Below are 18,194 nucleotides of genomic sequence, written 5' to 3' on the forward strand. Positions count from 1 at the left end.
TCGATCAGGGAAAGAGTCCAAAATACAAGGAAATATACGACAACTATATACCACAACACTATTCGTTCGCTGGAACTTTGCCACTGAAGTGCCTGCTTACTACACTCTGTGCTACATGGGTTGAACGACTCGTTTGGGTATAGATGCGTTAGGGCCTGTTGAAATTTTATGATCGACTCAGTGGCTCTAGTATGTCATGTGTGCCAAACGCCGTCGTTTTTGGTTTTTTATATAAAAGATCATTAGTGGCGGGTAACGAGAGATGTTCTTACAACAATATTCTTCGATAAGAGAAATTTTCGATGTGAAAATTAATCTATCACATCACATTGATTCTTTATTTAAAATAATAACATTAATCACTTTTATATTTATCGGCAGTTCTTATGCAAAAATAAACGACATGTTTATTTCTTATTCATCTCCAGACAATGTCAAAAGTCTGGTACATTATGGCAACAGCCATAAGGTAGCCGGATATACCCTATGGGAAATCAGTGGTGACATGCCGTCTGGAGATAAACATTCTCTTCTGGATGCTTTAAAGAAAAATGCTGAGCCCCATGCATCCGTTATGGCGTATTGGACTGATTGGAGTGTATACACAACTGGACGTGCTCAAGTTACACTTCCATATAGCATTTCCGGCAGCACGTTTGCTGGAAATAAAGCAAATAATAAAGATATGGATGGAAAACTCAAAAATATTTCCATCCTTGCTTACGCTTTTCTGGAAGCCATACCTGCCAACTCTAAAGTTGCAAGGGCGAAACCGGGCACACTTTATTTTAACGACCCATGGGCAGACTTATCCCCAGGAGATAGTTTTTGTTCAGATGATAATAAAATGACCTGCTGGTATGCTTTTTTACAGCAAAAAAAACAACCCGCAGCTTCAATGGGGAATTTTGAGGCTTTTGCCAACCTTAACAAAACTCATAAAGAATTAAAGCGTATTATTTCTGTAGGTGGTTATGCCCACGATAGCACTTTTGAAGATGTTTTCAAAAATCAAAAATATGTAGATAACTTTATTCATTCAGCCAAGGCAATCATTGAACATTACAGACTGGATGGCATTGATTTGGATTATGAAAACCCCCACATGACCAAAGAACAGTCAAACGATTACGCTGATTTGGTGGAAGCATTGCATGAAGCCTTACCCGAAAAATTAATTTCTGTAACGATGTTATCTTCCCCAACTTATATAAGAGATAATTTTACTCCAGGTGCTTTAAAAAAGATTTCTGAAAATGCCACAAGAATCAACCTGATGACTTATGACTTCCACGGCGCATTTGATTATGCAACAGGTGGTGTTGATAATCATACGGGGTTCTTAACCAATCTCTATTTACAAACCTCACCTGAAGACCCTTTTTCAACTGAAAATAAGTTTAGTATTGATAAATCATTAGTTGCACTGCTCGATGCCGGCGTTCCAGTCTCTCATATAAGTTTAGGAATCCCGGCATATGGGCGCGCTTTGGCTGATATTAGCAAAGGTCAGTATTCCGGTTTGTTTTCTCTTGTCACCGCATCAAGCAAAATTGTACCAGGAGATCTGGATGCTAAAGAGTGTGAAACAGGCTTACCAATCAGTGGAGCTTCTTGTTCTGGTTCTTTTTCCTATCATTACATTGTTAAAAATTTATTGAAAGAAGGTTTAAAAGAAACAATATGGTCTGAAAAAGATACAAGTAATGCTACAACAGCATACGGTAACTGGACCCCTCCCCCGAAGCCTTTTAAGTTGGAAATATCCAATACAGGAACTATAGGAGATCTGGGAATAGGCTCAGTAACATTCACAACGAAATCAGGTGTCAGTCTGACATATGGAGGTTATCTTGCCCCAGGCAACAGTTATACACTTGGACCCAACACCATCCCGTCAACGGCACAATTAATCAATCAAGTAGTATCAGTCAGCTGGAAAACTTATGCCCTCGGGCCTGCAGCCAGCTGTGGCAGCTTTTACTTTTCACAAGACTACCATGTTTCAATATTCATGCCCCGTTTAGGCATTGGCACTTGTAGCCTTGAACCGCTGAAGTGAAAAATACTGTGGATGATGTTGTAAGTCACGGGGGCTGTAAAACCTTGTAAAAAGCTCTCTGGCTCTGGTGTTCACAGCCTGCTGTCACTTCTCAGGTGACTATACTGAGATGCCAGTGGACAATTCTACCCACTACTCAATGGTCAATTTTCTAGGCATAAACAGCTGATTTTCAGAAAATGACCCAAGTCTGTTTTCAGCATGGAGTAGTTCCTATGCCCTGTCATGAGAAAGACACAATTCGCAATGAATTAAGTGATGATATCTATGCATCAAGCAACCTGGCTGTTGCCCTGCCGAAGTATCGTTTGCCCAACGATGAACAGATAGCGGAACATGCTTTCCAGATTATTCATGATGAACTGATGCTGGACGGCAACTCCCGCCAGAACCTTGCCACCTTCTGCCAGACCTGGCTTGACGATCATGTGCACCGCCTGATGGATGAGTGTATCGATAAAAATATGATCGATAAGGATGAGTATCCACAAAGCGCGGCAATTGAATCACGCTGTGTACACATGCTTGCAGATTTGTGGAGCTCACCCGAATCCACCAATACCATGGGTTGTTCGACAACAGGGTCAAGCGAAGCTGCTATGCTGGGCGGTCTGGCGATGAAGTGGCGGTGGCGGGAAAAAATGCGGGCACAGGGGAAGCCAACAGATAAGCCAAACCTTATAACCGGCCCTGTCCAGGTCTGCTGGCACAAATTCACCCGCTACTGGGACGTGGAACTGCGTGAGATCCCCCTGCAGGGGGATCGTTTACTGATGACCCCAGAAGAAGTCATCAAACGCTGCGACGAAAATACAATTGGCGTTGTACCAACTCTGGGGGTTACGTTTACCTGCCAGTATGAGCCTGTGCAGAAGGTCTGCGAAGCCCTGGATAAGCTGCAGGAGTATTCCGGGCTGAACATTCCTGTCCATGTAGACGGCGCCAGCGGCGCATTTCTCGCGCCTTTTGTTGAGCCGGACCTGGTTTGGGATTTCCGTTTACCAAGGGTCAAATCAATTAACGCTTCGGGGCATAAATTCGGCCTCGCGCCACTGGGTGTAGGCTGGATTATCTGGCGAGACAAAGTCGATCTACCGGAAGACCTGGTTTTCTCCGTTAATTATCTGGGTGGAAACATGCCCACCTTTGCCCTCAACTTCTCCCGTCCTGGCGGCCAGATTATTGCCCAGTATTATAATTTCCTGCGCCTTGGAAAAGAGGGCTATCGTCGTATACACCAGGCTTGTTATGACACCGCCAATTACCTTGCTGAGGAAATAAATCGTATCGGCTTGTTCGATATTATTTATAAAGGCCAGGGAGGTATTCCGGCGGTTAGCTGGTCCCTTAAAAAAAACACCGACCCTGGTTTTAATTTATATGACTTGTCAGATCGTATCCGCAGCCGTGGCTGGCAGATTGCGGCCTACTCTATGCCTCCGAATCGTGAAGATCTGGTGATTATGCGCATTCTCATCCGTCATGGTTTCAGCCGTGACCTCGCCAACCTGTTGATAGACGACCTTTATCGTTCTATCAGGCATTTTGAGCGTCACCCTGTCGTTAACAAGAGCAATGAAAAAGACTCCGGCAGTTTCAAGCACGGCTAGATACTGTTCGCAGACACATTAGTTCTTCAGTTAACCATTCTTGCGAAAGAGGGTGCTCCAATGCTTACCAGCTTTGTTCATCAGTGCGCCTGGCCCATACGAATATGGCCTCTGGCACTGGGCAGCCTGATCTCTTTATCCTGTCTCTTCGTCCAAACTGCCTGCGCGGCAGAAACATCTATCGGACATTCGTCCTTTGCATGGCTAAGCCATAATCCTTTTGCCTATCTGTTCCTCTCCATGGCGATTGGCTACCCCCTTGGACGGGTGACCGTTCATGGTATTAACCTTGGTTCAACAGCAGGCACGCTGGTTACAGGCATTGCCATTTCACTGGCTGCCAGCACCCTGTTTGGGGTCAAGTTCCATATTCCCGGATTAATAGAAGACATTGCTCTTATGATGTTTATGTATGCCCTGGGTTTAAGGGTTGGCCCCCAGTTTTTCTCCGGGTTTAAACGTGGAGGCTGGGACTTCTTTGTTATTGGGCTTATCACCGTTTTCACCAACTTCCTGATAGTTTTCTTCGGCTCCAAACTGGCTGGTCTGGCTCCGGGATACGCCGCAGGAATTATTTCAGGAAGCTATACCGTTACGGCAGTTCTTGGTGTCGCGCAGAACGCTGTCAGCACTGGTGCCTTTACAATGCCCGCCGGATTTACGGCGGATATTGTGGGAGCGAATATGGCAGCCGGTTATGCCGTGAGTTATGTACTCTCATCAATATTTATCATCCTGCTCATTAAATATTTGCCAACCATGTTTGGTCACGACCCTGTTCAATCTGCCAGGGAAGCCGAAGCCTCATTTGGCAGTGACAGGGAAGCCCTCCCGGGAACAGTAGGATCATCGGCCCTGGGGCTCTCCGACCAGCAAATACGATCTTTCCTTGTTGAACACGCAGAACTAACAGGCAAACCTGTCGCCAAAATCCACCAATACTGCCCCGACGCCAGCATTCTCAGGATTCTTCGGGACGATCAGGTTATGGAAGCCAAGGATGATTCCATGCTCGAAATGGGGGACATCATCGGCATCATGGGCGAATACAGTGATTTACTCAAAGAAAGTCAGGTTGCTGGCCATGAGGTGGATGAACCCCGTGTACGCACTATCAGCGTAGAAGTCGCGGATATTCATATCGGCTCGAAAAGCATACATGGCAAAACTCTTCTTCAGCTGGAAGAGGTCATCGGATTTGGCGTAAGTATCAAGGCCGTGTTCCGTTCCGGTGTTCCTGAGCCTCACCTGCCAGACACTGTCGTTGAGACCGGAGATGTCTTGCGTCTTATTGGCCCAGAGACGTGTATTAACCGGGTTGCAAAAATGTTGGACGGAACTCCTGTTGTAGAAAGCTCCTATACGGAGGTTTCCTTTATGTCCCTCGCCCTGATCGCTGGTTATCTGGCCGGGCACCTCAGTGTTACGCTGAAAGGAATTCCATTCGCTTTGGGCACATCGGCGGGATGTATGCTGATGGGTATTCTGGTGTCCTGGATGCGTACCCGCAATCCAAGCCTGGGCGGGCCCACCAGTGAAGGGGCACGGGCTTTTATTAATGATATTGGCTTGTCCATGTTTGTCTCTGTTCTGGCATCTTCCATCGGCCCCAAGATTCTGAATTCATTCCAGGGAACAGTGGTAATATGGATAGCCGTTCTGGGTATGGCTGGCGCGTTGATTCCGCCGTTTATTTCCTGGTTGTATGGTTACTATATCCGCAGGATGAACCCGGTTATCCTGGCCGGAGCCTGTTCCGGTTCCCGAAACAGCACACCGGGCCTCAATGGTATTCAGACCATTTCAGAAAGTGCCATTGCAGCCATTGGGTACCCTGTCCCTTATGCCCTGACATCAGCCATAGTGCTTATTCTTGGATATATTGCGATGATCTTCTCATAACGGGTAATTCAGACAAACTCGCCAAAAACAATGCATTGCAAATCCTCTGACAGATGGACATCTGCGAGCTAACTGTTTGGGGCGAGTACTGTTCGAGGTAAGAACACAAAGTCTGATCAAACCTCTTTGCCTTTGCCCATCAATACTCCCAGGCCCTTCTGCAACAACTCAGCACCACTTTGCTCATCAGCATTCTGAAGATACTCAATAGCGATGCTGGCAAACTTCCCCATCATCTCGGTATTCAGCCCCAAAGCCTCAAACTTGGCTTTCAACTGGGAAAGTTCATTTAACGCCTTGCCAACAGAACCTGCCTGGGCAAGCAAACCACCCAGTGGACTATCTGCCTGACTTCCCTCCAATTGGGGTGCCGAAGCCAGCAAGCTGCTCATATCAGGAATGGATTGGCTTAACTGGGAGAAGTCTTCAACACTCAGGTTCTTTTTCGCCACCTCAAAAATCGCTCCCATACCGCCATTGGCCTGTACCCGGGAGACGCCCAGCTGTTCAGTCACTGTGGGAATCAAGTCTGCGATAATCTGTTTGCCCGCATTGACGGCAGCCTTTGTTACGGTTTTCGCGGGAGCTGTTGTAGCCTCTGCTGAAGCAGTCTCTTTTGGTGTGTCACCAAACCAGGAATCCCAGAAAGCAGCCTGGACGGAAGTTGATACAGTCAAAGAGAAGGCAAGGGCAATAATGTTTTTCTTCATCACTCATTCTTGTCATTGTTATTTCAAGTACCTTAACAAGAGCGAACTCTTATTGCTGTTATTTTTTACTGAAATAAGATAAAAAAAGAGCATGAAAGTACCAAAAAGATTACGCCCTCTTATGGATGCAGGGCTTATAAATGAAGTTCTGCGCCGGTTAATGAGTGGTAAGGAAGCTGATGTTTATGTTGTTCGCTGCGGTGATGAGATTCGCTGCGCCAAAGTCTACAAAGAAGCTGCCAAGCGCAGCTTCAAACAAGCGGTTAAATATCAGGAAGGCCGCAAGGTCAGAAACAGCCGCCGCGCCAGAGCCATGGAGAAAGGCTCCAGATATGGTCGCCAGCAGCAGGAAGATATCTGGCAGTCCGCCGAAGTTGATGCCCTCTTTAAACTTGCCAGCGCAGGGGTTCGGGTTCCCAAACCCTATGACTGTGTAGACGGTGTTCTGCTGATGGAACTGGTGGTTGATGAAGACGGCGATGTGGCGCCCCGCCTGAATGACATCACCCTGTCCGCTGAACAGGCGAAACAGGATCATACCATCATGATGACCTACGTTATGCGTATGCTGTGCGCAGGGCTGGTTCATGGTGATCTTTCAGAATTTAATGTGCTTATGGCTGAAGATGGCCCGGTGATTATCGACCTGCCCCAGGCCGTAGACGCGGCCTCCAATAACAATGCCAAATCCATGCTGGAAAGGGATGTAAGAAACATCACTCAGTATTACGGCCAGTTTGCTCCGGAACTGCTGCAGACCCGTTACGCCAGTGAAATGTGGGAACTGTTTGAAAACAGCCAGTTAACGGAGCAGACCGAACTCACTGGATTTTTCGAGGAAAGCACTGAGAGAGCAGATCTTGATGCCATGCTCATAGATATCCAGGCTGTAATTGCGGAAGAGGAGGCACGCCAGGAGCGTTTAAAAGGTGATAACGATTAATTCAAATTAACACTGCAATTTTGTTCAATACCTGCTTATGGGGCACACCTGTATGGCAATGTCGTGCTGGCTTTGCTGGACGGTAACCGGGCGAACAGCTCTTGGTTTGGTGGCTATGGAGTATGCTTAATGTCCTTCGTATGAGGGACAGCTACAAAAAGGCCTGTTTTCAAGAATTTGTCTTTGAATACACTACTTTTCAGACAGTTTATTAGGTAAAAGGGGCTGATTTGTCTCAGAATCACGTGACCCTGAAGCTGAGTTATGCTTAACCGCACAGCAGTGAGTCCGGAGGTAAGAAGTCATGAGCAAAAAGACAGTTTCTATCACCGTAGAATTAACCGAACAGGAAGCCTGGAGTCTGGGGCAGTTTCTGAAGACCGAGGGCAGAGTAAACGAGGAGAAGGCGTACAGGATGCGGGACAGGCTTATGGCTGTGAGGGAGAAGGGAATGGATCCAATGTAAGCACGGGATTTATGTGGAGAAACAATCTGGCAGTGGCAACAAGCCAGGACGTCTTGTTCAACCCTTACAGGGCCCGGGATATGTTTAATTGGAAGGCAGTCATATTTCTTTGTTTGTTCTCCTGTGATTCACAAGCGGGTCTGGAGAGAATGATGGCAAGCATTGATCAGAAGTTACAGAGTACTCCAGGTTCGGATAGGGTCGCTATAGTTATAATGAATGTTCAGGCGGCCAATGCACGTATATTTGAAGCTCTGGAGAACCCAAGAAAACTGAAAGATATCGCCGCTCTAGTAACAAATTACAGAGAAAATGATCGTGTTTATTTTGCTCTTTTCAATATTAATATTTCTAATGAAGAAAGTGCTCCCCATCAATTCCTGGTTGAATCTTTCAGGCAAGCTGTTGATGAAAATTTTGCCAGGTTTCGTTTCAAAGTTATGTTAACAAACGTTGACCAGTCAAGAATTGCAGCTACAAGAATATCCTTTGAATCTCATCCTAACTATATGTCATGGAAGAGAGTACATGTTGCATTCACACGTGAAAACATAAAAGACATTTATATTGTGGGTTGCGGTAATGATACCTGCAGGGATGTGGCGGTCCAATGGGCAGGCCGGAAACACAAGTGGAAAGTGCATATTGACCCTGAACTCGCCTTAAGATCACAGACAGAACTCTCTGATGTCAGGGTGGGTGAGGAGACGGTTTTTCAGGCTATGGAAAGACTCTATGCATTAGATTACGACACATGGATAATGTTCAAAGCTGAGAACCCCGAGATTGATGTTATCCCACCCACACAGTTTCTTCAGTCTTGTCAAGCTTCAGCCCCAACCAGTTAGCTGTACATGGTATTCAACGCTATCGCTGCCAGAACCCGGAATGTTCCTGCTGCAGAGAACAAAGCCCCCGCTTTTATGGGGGATGCTCTGGTTTCACTTCAGACACAGGGTTTCCGCTTATTCTCGATACATGCTTTTACTGAGGTATCCAGTTTCAGAAGGTTGAGCGTCACCTGTCGAGCAAGGGACAGCTACAAAAAGGTCTGTTTTCAAGAATTTGTCTTTGAATGCACTACTTTTTTAGACAGTTTCTTAGGTAAAAAGGGCCAGCTTTTCTTAGAATCACGTAACCCTGAAGCCGAGTTATGCTTAACTGGGCAGCAGTGAGTCCGGAGGTAAGAAGTCATGATCAAAAAGACAGTTTCTGAAGACCGAGGGCAGGGTAAACGAGGAGAAGGGATGGATCCAATGTAAGCACGGGATCTATGTGGAGAAACAGCCTGGCAGTGGTAACAAGCCAGAATTCCTTGCTCAACCCTTACAGGGCCCGGGATATGTTTAATTGGAAGGCAGTCATATTTCTTTGTTTGTTCTCCTGTGATTCACAAGCGGGTCTGGAGAGCATAATAGCAAGCATTGATCAGAAGTTACAAAGTACTCCAGGTTCGGATAGGGTCGCTATAGTTATAATGAATGTTCAGGCGGCCAATGCACGTATATTTAAAGCTCTGGAGAACCCAAGAAAACTGAAAGATATCGCCGCTCTAATAACAAATTACAGAGAAAATGATCGTGTTTATTTTGCTCTTTTCAATGTTAATATTTCTAATGAAGAAAGTGCTCCCCATGAATCCCTGGTTGAATCTCTCAGGCAAGCTGTTGATGACAATTTTTTCAGGTATCGTTTCAGGGTTATGTTAACGAACGTGGATCAGACAAGAATTGCAACTACAAGAATAAGGTTTGAATCTCATCCTGACTATCATTCATGGAAGAGAGTATATGAGGCATTCAGATATGAAAAAATAAAAGACCTTTATATTGTGGGTTGCGGTAATGATACCTGCAGGGATGTGGCGGTCCAATGGGCAGGCCGGGGTTCCAGGTGGGAAGTGCATGTTGACCCTGAACTCGCCTTAAGATCACAGATAGAACTTTCTGATGTCAGGGTGGGTGAGGAGACGGTTTTTCAGGCTATGGAAAGACTCTATGCATTAGATTACGACACATGGATGATATTCAAAGATGCGAACCCCGAGATTGATGTTATCCCACCCACTCAGTTTCTTCAGGCTTGTCAAATTTCAGCCCCAACCAGTTAGCTGTACATGGTATTCAACGCTATCGCTGCCAGAACCCGGAATGCTCCCGCTGTAGAGAGCAAAGCTCCCCCGCTCAAAACGTGCGACACCGCCTTGATGAAAGCGGAAATTACATTTCTTTCTTTCAGTACCAAGCTCACCTTTTATATCAGTGACAACTAATATCACAGATCATGTATTCTTCACTCCAGACACAGGTTTTCCGATTATTCTCGATACCTGTTTTTACTGAGGTGTCCAGTTTCAGAAGGTTGAACGTCACCTGTCGAGCAAGGAACAGCCCCTAGGTAAAAAGGGCCGGCTTTTCTTAGAGTCACGTAACCCTGAAGCTGAGTTATGCTTAACTGGGCAGCAGTGAGTCCGGAGGTAAGAAGTCATGATCAAAAAGACAGTTTCTGAAGACCGAGGGCAGGGTAAACGAGGAGAAGGGGTGGATCCAATGTAAGCACGGGAACTATGTAGAGAAACAACCTGGCAGTAGCAACAAGCCAGAACGTCTTGTTCAACCCTTACAGGGTCCGGGATATGTTTAATTGGAAGGCAGTCATATTTCTTTGTTTGTTCTCCTGTGATTCACAAGCGGGTCTGGAGAGAATGATGGCAAGCATTGATCAGAAGTTACAGAGTACTCCAGGTTCGGATATGGTCGCTATAGTTATAATGAATGTTCAGGCGGCCAATGCACGTATATTTGAAGCTCTGGAGAACCCAAGAAAACTGAAAGATATCGCCGCTCTAGTAACAAATTACAGAGAAAACAATCGTGTTTATTTTGCTCTTTTCAATATTAATATTTCTAATGAAGAAAGTGCTCCCCATCAATTCCTGGTTGAATCTTTCAGGCAAGCTGTTGATGAAAATTTTGCCAGGTTTCGTTTCAAAGTTATGTTAACAAACGTGGATCAGTCAAGAATCGCAGCTAAAAGAATAACCTTTGAGTCTCATCCTAACTATAAGTCATGGAAGAGAGTATATAACGCATTCAAACGTGAAAACATAAAAGACGTTTATATTGTGGGTTGCGGTAATGATACCTGCAGGGATGTGGCGGTCCAATGGGCAGGCCGGGGTTCCGGGTGGAAAGTGCATGTTGACCCTGAACTCGCCCTAAGATCACAGACAGAACTCTCTGATGTCAGGGTGGGTGAGGAGACGGTTTTTCAGGCTATGGAAAGACTCTATGCATTAGATTACGACACATGGATGATATTCAAAGATGCGAACCCCGAGATTGATGTTATCCCACCCACTCAGTTTCTTCAGGTTTGTCAAGCTTCAGCCCCAACCAGTTAGCTGTACATGGTATTCAACGCTATCGCTGCCAGAACCCGGAATGTACCACCAAAAGCTTCATGCTGACATATCGGTATAAAGTCCTCACATCATCCGGGCACACCAGACGATCTTACCCACGATTTGTGTCTGCCCGGGGGATGAGCTTCTCACCTCCCAGCTTGGATAGTCGGGATTATCACTGCTCACCTGCAAGCAATCTACTTTTTGCTTCAAGCGTTTCACCATCAAACCATCATCTGTGTGCAGCAGATAGATACCTTCGCCATTGACTGTTTTACGGTTCATATCCACCAGCACCTGGTCACCACTGCGGAGTGTTGGCAACATACTGTCACCGCTAACAGTAATCAGCGCCAGACTCTCCCCAGAAACGCCTAACTGGTTAGCAAGAAAGTTTTTCTGGAAGGCAAAGTAGTCCGTCACATCTTCTGTCTGTACCACTGCTCCCATACCGGCACTGGCCCGAATGTCAAACACTGGCGCATAGACGATTTCACCAACTTTACGTTGTCCGGCAACTTCACCGTTATCGCTTTGTTCGCCTGTCAGCAGCCAGTTCAGGTCAACTCTGAACTCATCGTACAGGGACTCCAGATACGCCATGGAAGGACGGCTGATACCCCGGCAGATTTTATAAACATGGGAAGCGGATTTACCGGTCTGCTCGGCAAACTGCTTTTTATTCCCTCCGGCAAGCTGGTCAACTATTTGCTGAAAACGGCGGGAAAAGGCGGTAGACATGAACAATGTACACTCAGGAAGAAAACGACCAGAGCATTATACTGGAAGCTCTGGCCGGTGTATCTCAACTGTTGATTTACGTGTTGCGGATATATTGATCGTGGAAACGCAGATGTTCTTCTATAAAGCTGGCGATAAAGTAATAGCTATGATCATAGCCTTCCTGCATACGTACCGTCAGGGTATAACCACTCTCTTTAGCGGCTGCCGTCAGAATTTGGGGCTTTAATTGCTTGTCAAGAAAACCATCCTGATCCCCCTGGTCTACCAGTACCGGCAAAAAGTTTTCCGCCTGGCTGGCTTTTACAAGCTCTGCACTGTCGTAACACATCCAGGTTTTTTTGTTATCTCCGAGATAATTGCTGAATGCCTTTACGCCCCAAGGACAATCAACAGGGTGACAGATTGGGCTAAAGGCTGAAACCGATGTATACCGCTCGGAGTTTCTTAAGCCAATCACCAATGCTCCATGTCCCCCCATGGAATGACCACTGATACATCGTTGCTCAGATACCGGAAAGTTGTTCTCTATCAGCAAAGGCAGTTCATCCACAATATAGTCATACATGCGATAGTGTCGGCTCCATGGCTCTTCCGTGGCATTGACATAAAAGCCTGCACCAAGGCCGAAATCCCAACCTTTATCCTTATCATCCGGCACTTCGTTACCCCTGGGGCTGGTATCCGGAGCAACAACGGCCAGGCCCAGCTCCGCAGCCGCACGCAGGGCTCCGGCTTTCTGCATAAAGTTTTCATCTGTGCAGGTCAGGCCGGACAGCCAGTACAACACAGGCACCTTTTTCCCCATATCAACCTGGGGAGGAAGGAATACCGCAAACCGCATATTACAGTTCAGTGCTTCTGAGTTATGGGTAAACTGTTTATGCCAGCCACCAAAACACTTCTGCTCACTCACGCATTCCAGGCTCACCTGACTTCCTCCCCCTCTTTATACGGATTTAAGCTATGCAGATTTAAACTATATGGATTTAAGACTGGCTGTAATGAATAACGGAACGGATGCTTTTGCCTTCATGCATCAGGTCAAATGCATTATTAATATCATCCAGGCCCATTGTGTGGGTGATAAAGTCATCCAGCGGGAACTCACCGGCGAGATAACGCTCAACAATACCCGGCAACTCGGAACGGCCTTTTACACCACCAAAAGCGGAACCTCTCCAGACCCTTCCGGTTACCAGTTGGAAAGGCCGGGTAGAAATCTCTTGCCCTGCACCAGCCACACCGATAATTACAGATTCCCCCCAGCCTTTATGGCAACACTCCAGCGCTGAGCGCATAACATCCACATTGCCGATACATTCAAAGGAGAAGTCCACGCCGCCATCAGTCAGCTCAACAATAACTTCCTGAATAGGCTTGTCGTAGTCCTTCGGATTTATGCATTCAGTCACGCCCAGCTTTTTCGCTAGATCAAACTTGCTGGTATTAATATCAATCCCGATAATCCGTCCGGCTTTGGCCATTGCCGCTCCAATAATTGCGGCAAGCCCAATACCACCCAGGCCAAAGATAGCAACCGTATCTCCTTCCTGTACTTTCGCTGTATTAAGAACCGCACCCATACCGGTGGTAACACCGCAGCCAAGAAGACAAATCTCTTCCATCGGTGCCTGGGGATTAACTTTAGCCAGGGAGATTTCCGGAATTACCGTGTACTCGGAAAACGTCGATGTACCCATATAGTGAAAAATGGGTTTTCCATCTTTAAAGAAGCGGGTGGTACCGTCGGGCATCAGGCCTTTGCCCTGGGTTTCCCGGATTTTCTGGCACAGGTTAGTTTTTCCCGACAGACAGAATCTGCATTCTCCGCATTCCGGTGTGTACAGGGGAATCACATGGTCGCCAACAGCAACGCTGGTCACACCTTCGCCAACGGCCTGCACAACACCAGCACCTTCATGGCCGAGGATTGCGGGGAAAACACCTTCCGGGTCTTCGCCAGAAAGAGTAAAGGCATCAGTATGGCAGACACCTGTCGCCACTATTTTCACCAGCACCTCACCCTTTTGGGGAGGCATAACATCAACTTCTTCAACGGTCAGTGGTTTTCCAGGCCCCCAGGCAATGGCTGCCCGTGATTTTATAAATTCAGCACTCATTATTTTCTCTCCCGGTTATCCGACGATATGCGTGTCTGGCTGGAGATTAGTTTAACGCCGCACCCTTCCTGCCGAAACATGCAGACAAAGAATGTCTGCTTAGGGCCTGTTGAGGTTTTATGATCGAACTCAGGATTTCCGGGTAACGTATAACCTCCTTCTTACTATCACCCCTTTCTTAAAGCGTATATTTGCGTAGTCATCGTTCAGGAATTCCATATGGAGTGATAACTCCGGAAAAGATAGATTTTCAGCAATTTCATGGGAAGAAATACAAAAAAGGTTGATTGAAAGACTTTTTGAGACAAAAATGACTCAAGGAGTAATGCATAGACTCCACTGTATCTATACTCTTCACTGCCTATCTGGCAGGAAGCTGTTGAAAATAGCTGCAAGACAATAACTACAAATTGCTACAGCGCCGTTCATACCGATGATCCGTGTCGCAAGGCAAACCAGGAGAAGAAGTAGTGGCAGATACACGACAGGAAGCCTCCCGTTTCCTGATGCAGGCAACCCTCGGGGCTGACTACAACACCATAGGTAAAGTGGCCGATCAGGGCATTTCATCATGGCTGGATGAACAGCTGAACGACTCCCTTGACTCCGATGACCGTTTCCAGAAAAAAACCAGCGATATCTGGCAGTCTTTCAAAAAACGCCTGATCAAGGCCCATGGCGAGAGCACCCTGAACGGTGACGGTAACAACCCGGCCCTGCCTTACCAGTGGTACTTCCGCATGGCCTGGTGGGACAAGGCCCTGTCCCCCAACACCGAGAACCTGCTTCGCCATCGTGTGGCCCAGGCCCTGAGTGAGATTCTGGTTATTTCCGAGAACTCCCAGCTGGAACTGGATGCAGTGGGCATGGCCAGCTTCTACGATATTCTCTATACCAATGCCTTCGGTAACTACACCGACATTCTGTATGACGTGTCCCTGCACCCGACCATGGGCGTTTACCTGTCTCACTTGAACAACCGTAAGGCAGACCCGTCCCGCAATATTCACCCGGACGAAAACTATGCACGGGAGATCATGCAGCTGTTCAGTATCGGTCTTTTTGAACTGAATATGGACGGTACCCGCAAGAAAGACGCCAACGGCAACGATATTCCCACCTATGACAACCGGGATATAAAAGAGCTGGCTCGGGTATTCACCGGCCTGAAAGCCCGCAGCTACCTGTACGAATGGGATACAGACTACTTCCCCTGGAGCGGTGAGAAAATCTCCTTTGATGATGGGGTCGCCAAAAACTACAAGAGCATCCCCTTTGTCGATATGGTAAACCCGATGGTTGTGGACGAGAAGTTCCATGACCGTGGTGCCAAGAAGCTGCTTAAGGGCTATATCAAGATTCCTGCCCGCCAATCTGGCAAGAAAGATATCCGTAAGGTCGTTAACGCGCTGGTTTCCCACCCCAGTACCGCGCCTTATATCGCCCACAAGCTGATCCAGCAGCTGGTAACTTCCAACCCGTCCCCCGCCTATGTTGAAGCCGTTGCTTCCAAGTGGGGTGAAAACGGTGATATGAAGGCCGTGATTCGTGAGATTCTCACCCACCCGGAAGCCAGGAATCCGAAAAAACTGAAGTCTCCGGTACTGCGTGTAACCCAGCTGCTGCGGGCCTTTAACGTGAACAACGCATCCGACAAACTGTGGCTCACTGGGGACGACATAAAGGAGCAGCTGTCCCAGCACCCCATGGCGTCTCCCACAGTATTCAACTTCTACAAACCGGATTACAGCCCCCACGGCTCCCTCGCCAACGAAGGGAAGGTCGCTCCCGAGTTTGAACTGCACAACTCGTCAACCTCTGTCGCCTTTATCAACACAATGTACAGCTGGTTCTTTGGTGAGTACTACCCAGTGGTCAGCACCCAGATCAGCAGTTCTGTCAAGAACGTGCCGGAGCTGGACCCGGACGTGCTGTTTGAGAACAAACAGGACGCGCTCTACCTCAACTTCTCTGAAGAACTGGTACTTGCCCGCCGCCAGAAATTCGATGACCTGATTGAACGGGTCAGCCTCATCCTTAACGGAACCAAACAGTGTGATGTAAAGCGGGAAATTAAAGCCGCCATCAGAAACTACCCCAGTGAATCCAAATGGGTAGTGCAGACCGTCGCCTTTATGATCGCCATTTCACCGCAGTTCGCCGTTCAGGAGGGAGCAGCATGAGCAAGAAGCATTTCAGTGAGAAAGAGCTCTCCCGTCGGAGCTTTCTGAGAAACACAGGTATCGCCATGGCAAGCTCCGGCCTGTTTATGTCCGGGTTGTCTGGCGCCGAACTGCTGCGTGACAGCAAAACAGGCGCTCCGCTGAATATCCGTCGTCAGGACCGCGCCATGGTTTTCCTGATGCTGGATGGCGGTAACGACAGTTACAACATGCTGGTGCCTACCTCCAGCAAGCACTACAACCAGTACAATAAGTCCCGCAGCAACCTGGCACATAAAAAAGACGATCTGCTGTCCCTTAATGGTTTCTCCGACGACGATGGCCGTACATTCGGACTGCACCCATCCATGCCGGAAGTTCAGAAGCTGTTTAATGACAAGAAGTTGTCGTTTGTTGCCAATATCGGCCCCCTGGTAGAACCGGTTCGCAAAGACCAGTTCTACGCCAACAGTGCCCGTCTGCCGGTCGGTCTGCTGTCCCACGCAGACCAGTTCCGTCACTGGCAAACCTCCCGCCCCGGTGAGCGGGTAAACCGTGGCTGGTTCGGTGCCTTTGCCGACAGCCTGCAGCCCAACCGTGCCGTCGGCGATATTCCCATGAATATCTCCATGGCGGGCAGCAACATTATGCAGGACGGTGCCAAAGACACCAGCTACGCCATTACCGACAAAGGCAGTGTCGGTATGATCTTTAAAGACCAGAACTCTGAGTTTGACCGGATTCTCCAGCGCAGTATCGACCGGATTCTGGGCAAGAGTTACGACGATCCGTTCAAGCAGACCTTTGCCTCTTTCACTGCTCAGTCCCAGACTCAGCACGAGAAGTTCAGCAAAGCCCTGAAGCGTGTGGGAAGCACTACCCGTTTTTCCGACACTCCGCTGTCCCGTCAGCTGGAAATGGTTGCCCGTACCATCAAGGCTTCCGAGAAGCTGGACCTGCCCCAGCAGACATTCTTTGTCCGTTACATCGGCTGGGATCACCACGATGAGCTGCTGAACAACCATGCCCGTATGCTGAAAGTTGTCAGCCAGGCCCTGGGCGAGTTCCAGAACGCTCTGGATGATATGGACATTGCCGACAAGGTTGTTACCTTTACCGGTTCCGACTTCGGCCGTACCCTGACTTCCAACGGCAACGGCACCGACCACGGCTGGGGTGGCAACACTCTGGTAATGGGTGATCCAGTAGAAGGTGGCCAGGTATTTGGTCAATATCCGTCTCTGAATCTGGGTAATGAACTGGATGTTGGTGACGGTGTACTGATTCCCACAACCGCCACTGACGAGCTCTATGCTGAGCTGGCTCTGTGGTTTGGCGCGAGCAAAGCCGACCTTCCGGCCCTGTTCCCCAACATAGAGAACTTCTACAAAGGCGACAACGGATACCAGCCCCTTGGAGTTATCAGCAGCTGACCTGTGTATTTGAATCCAGCTCCTGTCGTACAATAGCGGCAGGAATTTGCTAGAAAGGCAGGCGTGACTTGCCGATTAAGAAAAATACATCCCCTGAGGATGAAAAAAGAGAAGGGACACGCAATGAAAAGTCTTGCCCACTGGAAAGTTATCCTGCTCTTCCCCCTGATCCTGTGTGCCGGCGCATTTGTACAGGCATCTGAAGATGAAGCGAAGACAGTTGTAAATAACTATTATCGTCACGCCAGATCCTTGGATATGCCCGCACTGGAAAAAGTGTTTGATCCCATGGCAAGCTTCAAGTCCACTTGGAAATACGGCTATGGCCAGCCCGATGAAACCACCGAATTCTCTCTCGCTGAACTGAAAGAGGTTATCGATCCTGCTCTGCTGTCAAATAACGATGCGCTGCCGGGTTACAGACAGCTGGGCCAGTCCAGCGAAATCCTGTCTGTGTCCAGGAAGGGTACTGGCTTTGAAGTGAAAGCTGAAGAGACCATCGTTTACGAGATGGACTATAAAGGCACTCCCTGGAAAGGCGAGATCAAGAGCGCCGATATTTTCACTCTGGAAAAGGTTGATGGTGCCCTGAAAATTATTGATCTGGTGCAGACCAAGCAGTTCTAAGCTGTAAGT

General features: G+C 47.8%; 15 protein-coding genes. 11 read left to right on the forward strand and 4 right to left on the reverse strand.

Annotated elements, in window-relative coordinates:
- The first annotated feature begins 262 nt into the window (after positions 1–262).
- The 3 genes from ACY2RQ_RS11520 (at position 263) to ACY2RQ_RS11530 (ending at position 5,574) form a co-directional block, all read left to right on the forward strand.
- Positions 263–2,062 (forward strand): glycosyl hydrolase family 18 protein, encoded by a 1,800-nt coding sequence (locus ACY2RQ_RS11520; protein WP_490113121.1) that lies wholly within the window; start codon positions 263–265, stop codon positions 2,060–2,062.
- Between the two features lie 179 nt (positions 2,063–2,241).
- On the forward strand, positions 2,242–3,672 hold the full coding sequence (gad, locus tag ACY2RQ_RS11525; protein WP_490113122.1) for a glutamate decarboxylase: 1,431 nt from the start codon (positions 2,242–2,244) through the stop codon (positions 3,670–3,672).
- Between the two features lie 60 nt (positions 3,673–3,732).
- Complete coding sequence (locus tag ACY2RQ_RS11530; protein ID WP_490113123.1) at positions 3,733–5,574, forward strand: aspartate:alanine exchanger family transporter; 1,842 nt, start codon at positions 3,733–3,735, stop codon at positions 5,572–5,574.
- A gap of 116 nt (positions 5,575–5,690) precedes the next feature.
- On the opposite strand, the gene ACY2RQ_RS11535 is transcribed toward ACY2RQ_RS11530, so the two are convergent.
- Entirely contained in the window at positions 5,691–6,284 is a 594-nt protein-coding gene (locus ACY2RQ_RS11535) for a DUF2780 domain-containing protein (protein ID WP_490113124.1), read from the reverse strand.
- A gap of 91 nt (positions 6,285–6,375) precedes the next feature.
- Between ACY2RQ_RS11535 and ACY2RQ_RS11540 the strand changes: the two genes are divergently transcribed.
- The 5 genes from ACY2RQ_RS11540 to ACY2RQ_RS11560 all read left to right on the forward strand — a co-directional run bounded on the left by ACY2RQ_RS11540 (position 6,376) and on the right by ACY2RQ_RS11560 (position 11,096).
- Positions 6,376–7,227, forward strand: coding sequence for a PA4780 family RIO1-like protein kinase (locus ACY2RQ_RS11540; RefSeq protein WP_490113125.1), 852 nt, complete (start codon positions 6,376–6,378; stop codon positions 7,225–7,227).
- Between the two features lie 304 nt (positions 7,228–7,531).
- Positions 7,532–7,693, forward strand: a complete 162-nt coding sequence (locus ACY2RQ_RS11545; protein WP_490113126.1) for a DUF7706 family protein — start codon at positions 7,532–7,534, stop codon at positions 7,691–7,693.
- An 80-nt stretch (positions 7,694–7,773) separates the two neighbouring features.
- Complete coding sequence (locus tag ACY2RQ_RS11550) at positions 7,774–8,541, forward strand: hypothetical protein (RefSeq protein WP_490113127.1); 768 nt, start codon at positions 7,774–7,776, stop codon at positions 8,539–8,541.
- Between the two features lie 494 nt (positions 8,542–9,035).
- Positions 9,036–9,803, forward strand: coding sequence for a hypothetical protein (locus tag ACY2RQ_RS11555; protein ID WP_490113128.1), 768 nt, complete (start codon positions 9,036–9,038; stop codon positions 9,801–9,803).
- 525 nt (positions 9,804–10,328) lie between these two features.
- Complete coding sequence (locus ACY2RQ_RS11560; protein WP_490113129.1) at positions 10,329–11,096, forward strand: hypothetical protein; 768 nt, start codon at positions 10,329–10,331, stop codon at positions 11,094–11,096.
- Between the two features lie 84 nt (positions 11,097–11,180).
- Here ACY2RQ_RS11560 and ACY2RQ_RS11565 read toward each other — a convergent pair whose 3' ends face one another.
- From ACY2RQ_RS11565 to ACY2RQ_RS11575, 3 genes are all read right to left on the reverse strand, one after another.
- On the reverse strand, positions 11,181–11,840 hold the full coding sequence (locus ACY2RQ_RS11565; protein WP_490113130.1) for an XRE family transcriptional regulator: 660 nt from the start codon (positions 11,838–11,840) through the stop codon (positions 11,181–11,183).
- 76 nt (positions 11,841–11,916) lie between these two features.
- Positions 11,917–12,771, reverse strand: a complete 855-nt coding sequence (fghA, locus tag ACY2RQ_RS11570) for an S-formylglutathione hydrolase (RefSeq protein WP_490113131.1) — start codon at positions 12,769–12,771, stop codon at positions 11,917–11,919.
- A 58-nt stretch (positions 12,772–12,829) separates the two neighbouring features.
- Complete coding sequence (locus ACY2RQ_RS11575; protein ID WP_490113132.1) at positions 12,830–13,963, reverse strand: S-(hydroxymethyl)glutathione dehydrogenase/class III alcohol dehydrogenase; 1,134 nt, start codon at positions 13,961–13,963, stop codon at positions 12,830–12,832.
- Positions 13,964–14,433: 470 nt separating this feature from the next.
- Here ACY2RQ_RS11575 and ACY2RQ_RS11580 point away from each other — a divergent pair, with 470 nt between their 5' ends.
- The 3 genes from ACY2RQ_RS11580 (at position 14,434) to ACY2RQ_RS11590 (ending at position 18,185) form a co-directional block, all read left to right on the forward strand.
- The gene (locus tag ACY2RQ_RS11580) at positions 14,434–16,146 is read left to right on the forward strand and encodes a DUF1800 domain-containing protein (protein ID WP_490113133.1); all 1,713 of its coding nucleotides are present in this window, start codon (positions 14,434–14,436) and stop codon (positions 16,144–16,146) included.
- Positions 16,143–17,558, forward strand: a complete 1,416-nt coding sequence (locus ACY2RQ_RS11585) for a DUF1501 domain-containing protein (protein WP_490113134.1) — start codon at positions 16,143–16,145, stop codon at positions 17,556–17,558. Before ACY2RQ_RS11580 ends, ACY2RQ_RS11585 begins: the two co-directional genes overlap by 4 nt.
- A 123-nt stretch (positions 17,559–17,681) precedes the next feature.
- Entirely contained in the window at positions 17,682–18,185 is a 504-nt protein-coding gene (locus tag ACY2RQ_RS11590) for a hypothetical protein (RefSeq protein WP_490113135.1), read from the forward strand.
- Positions 18,186–18,194: the final 9 nt, after the last annotated feature.

Source organism: Parendozoicomonas sp. 209JJ7-1, assembly GCF_058147085.1.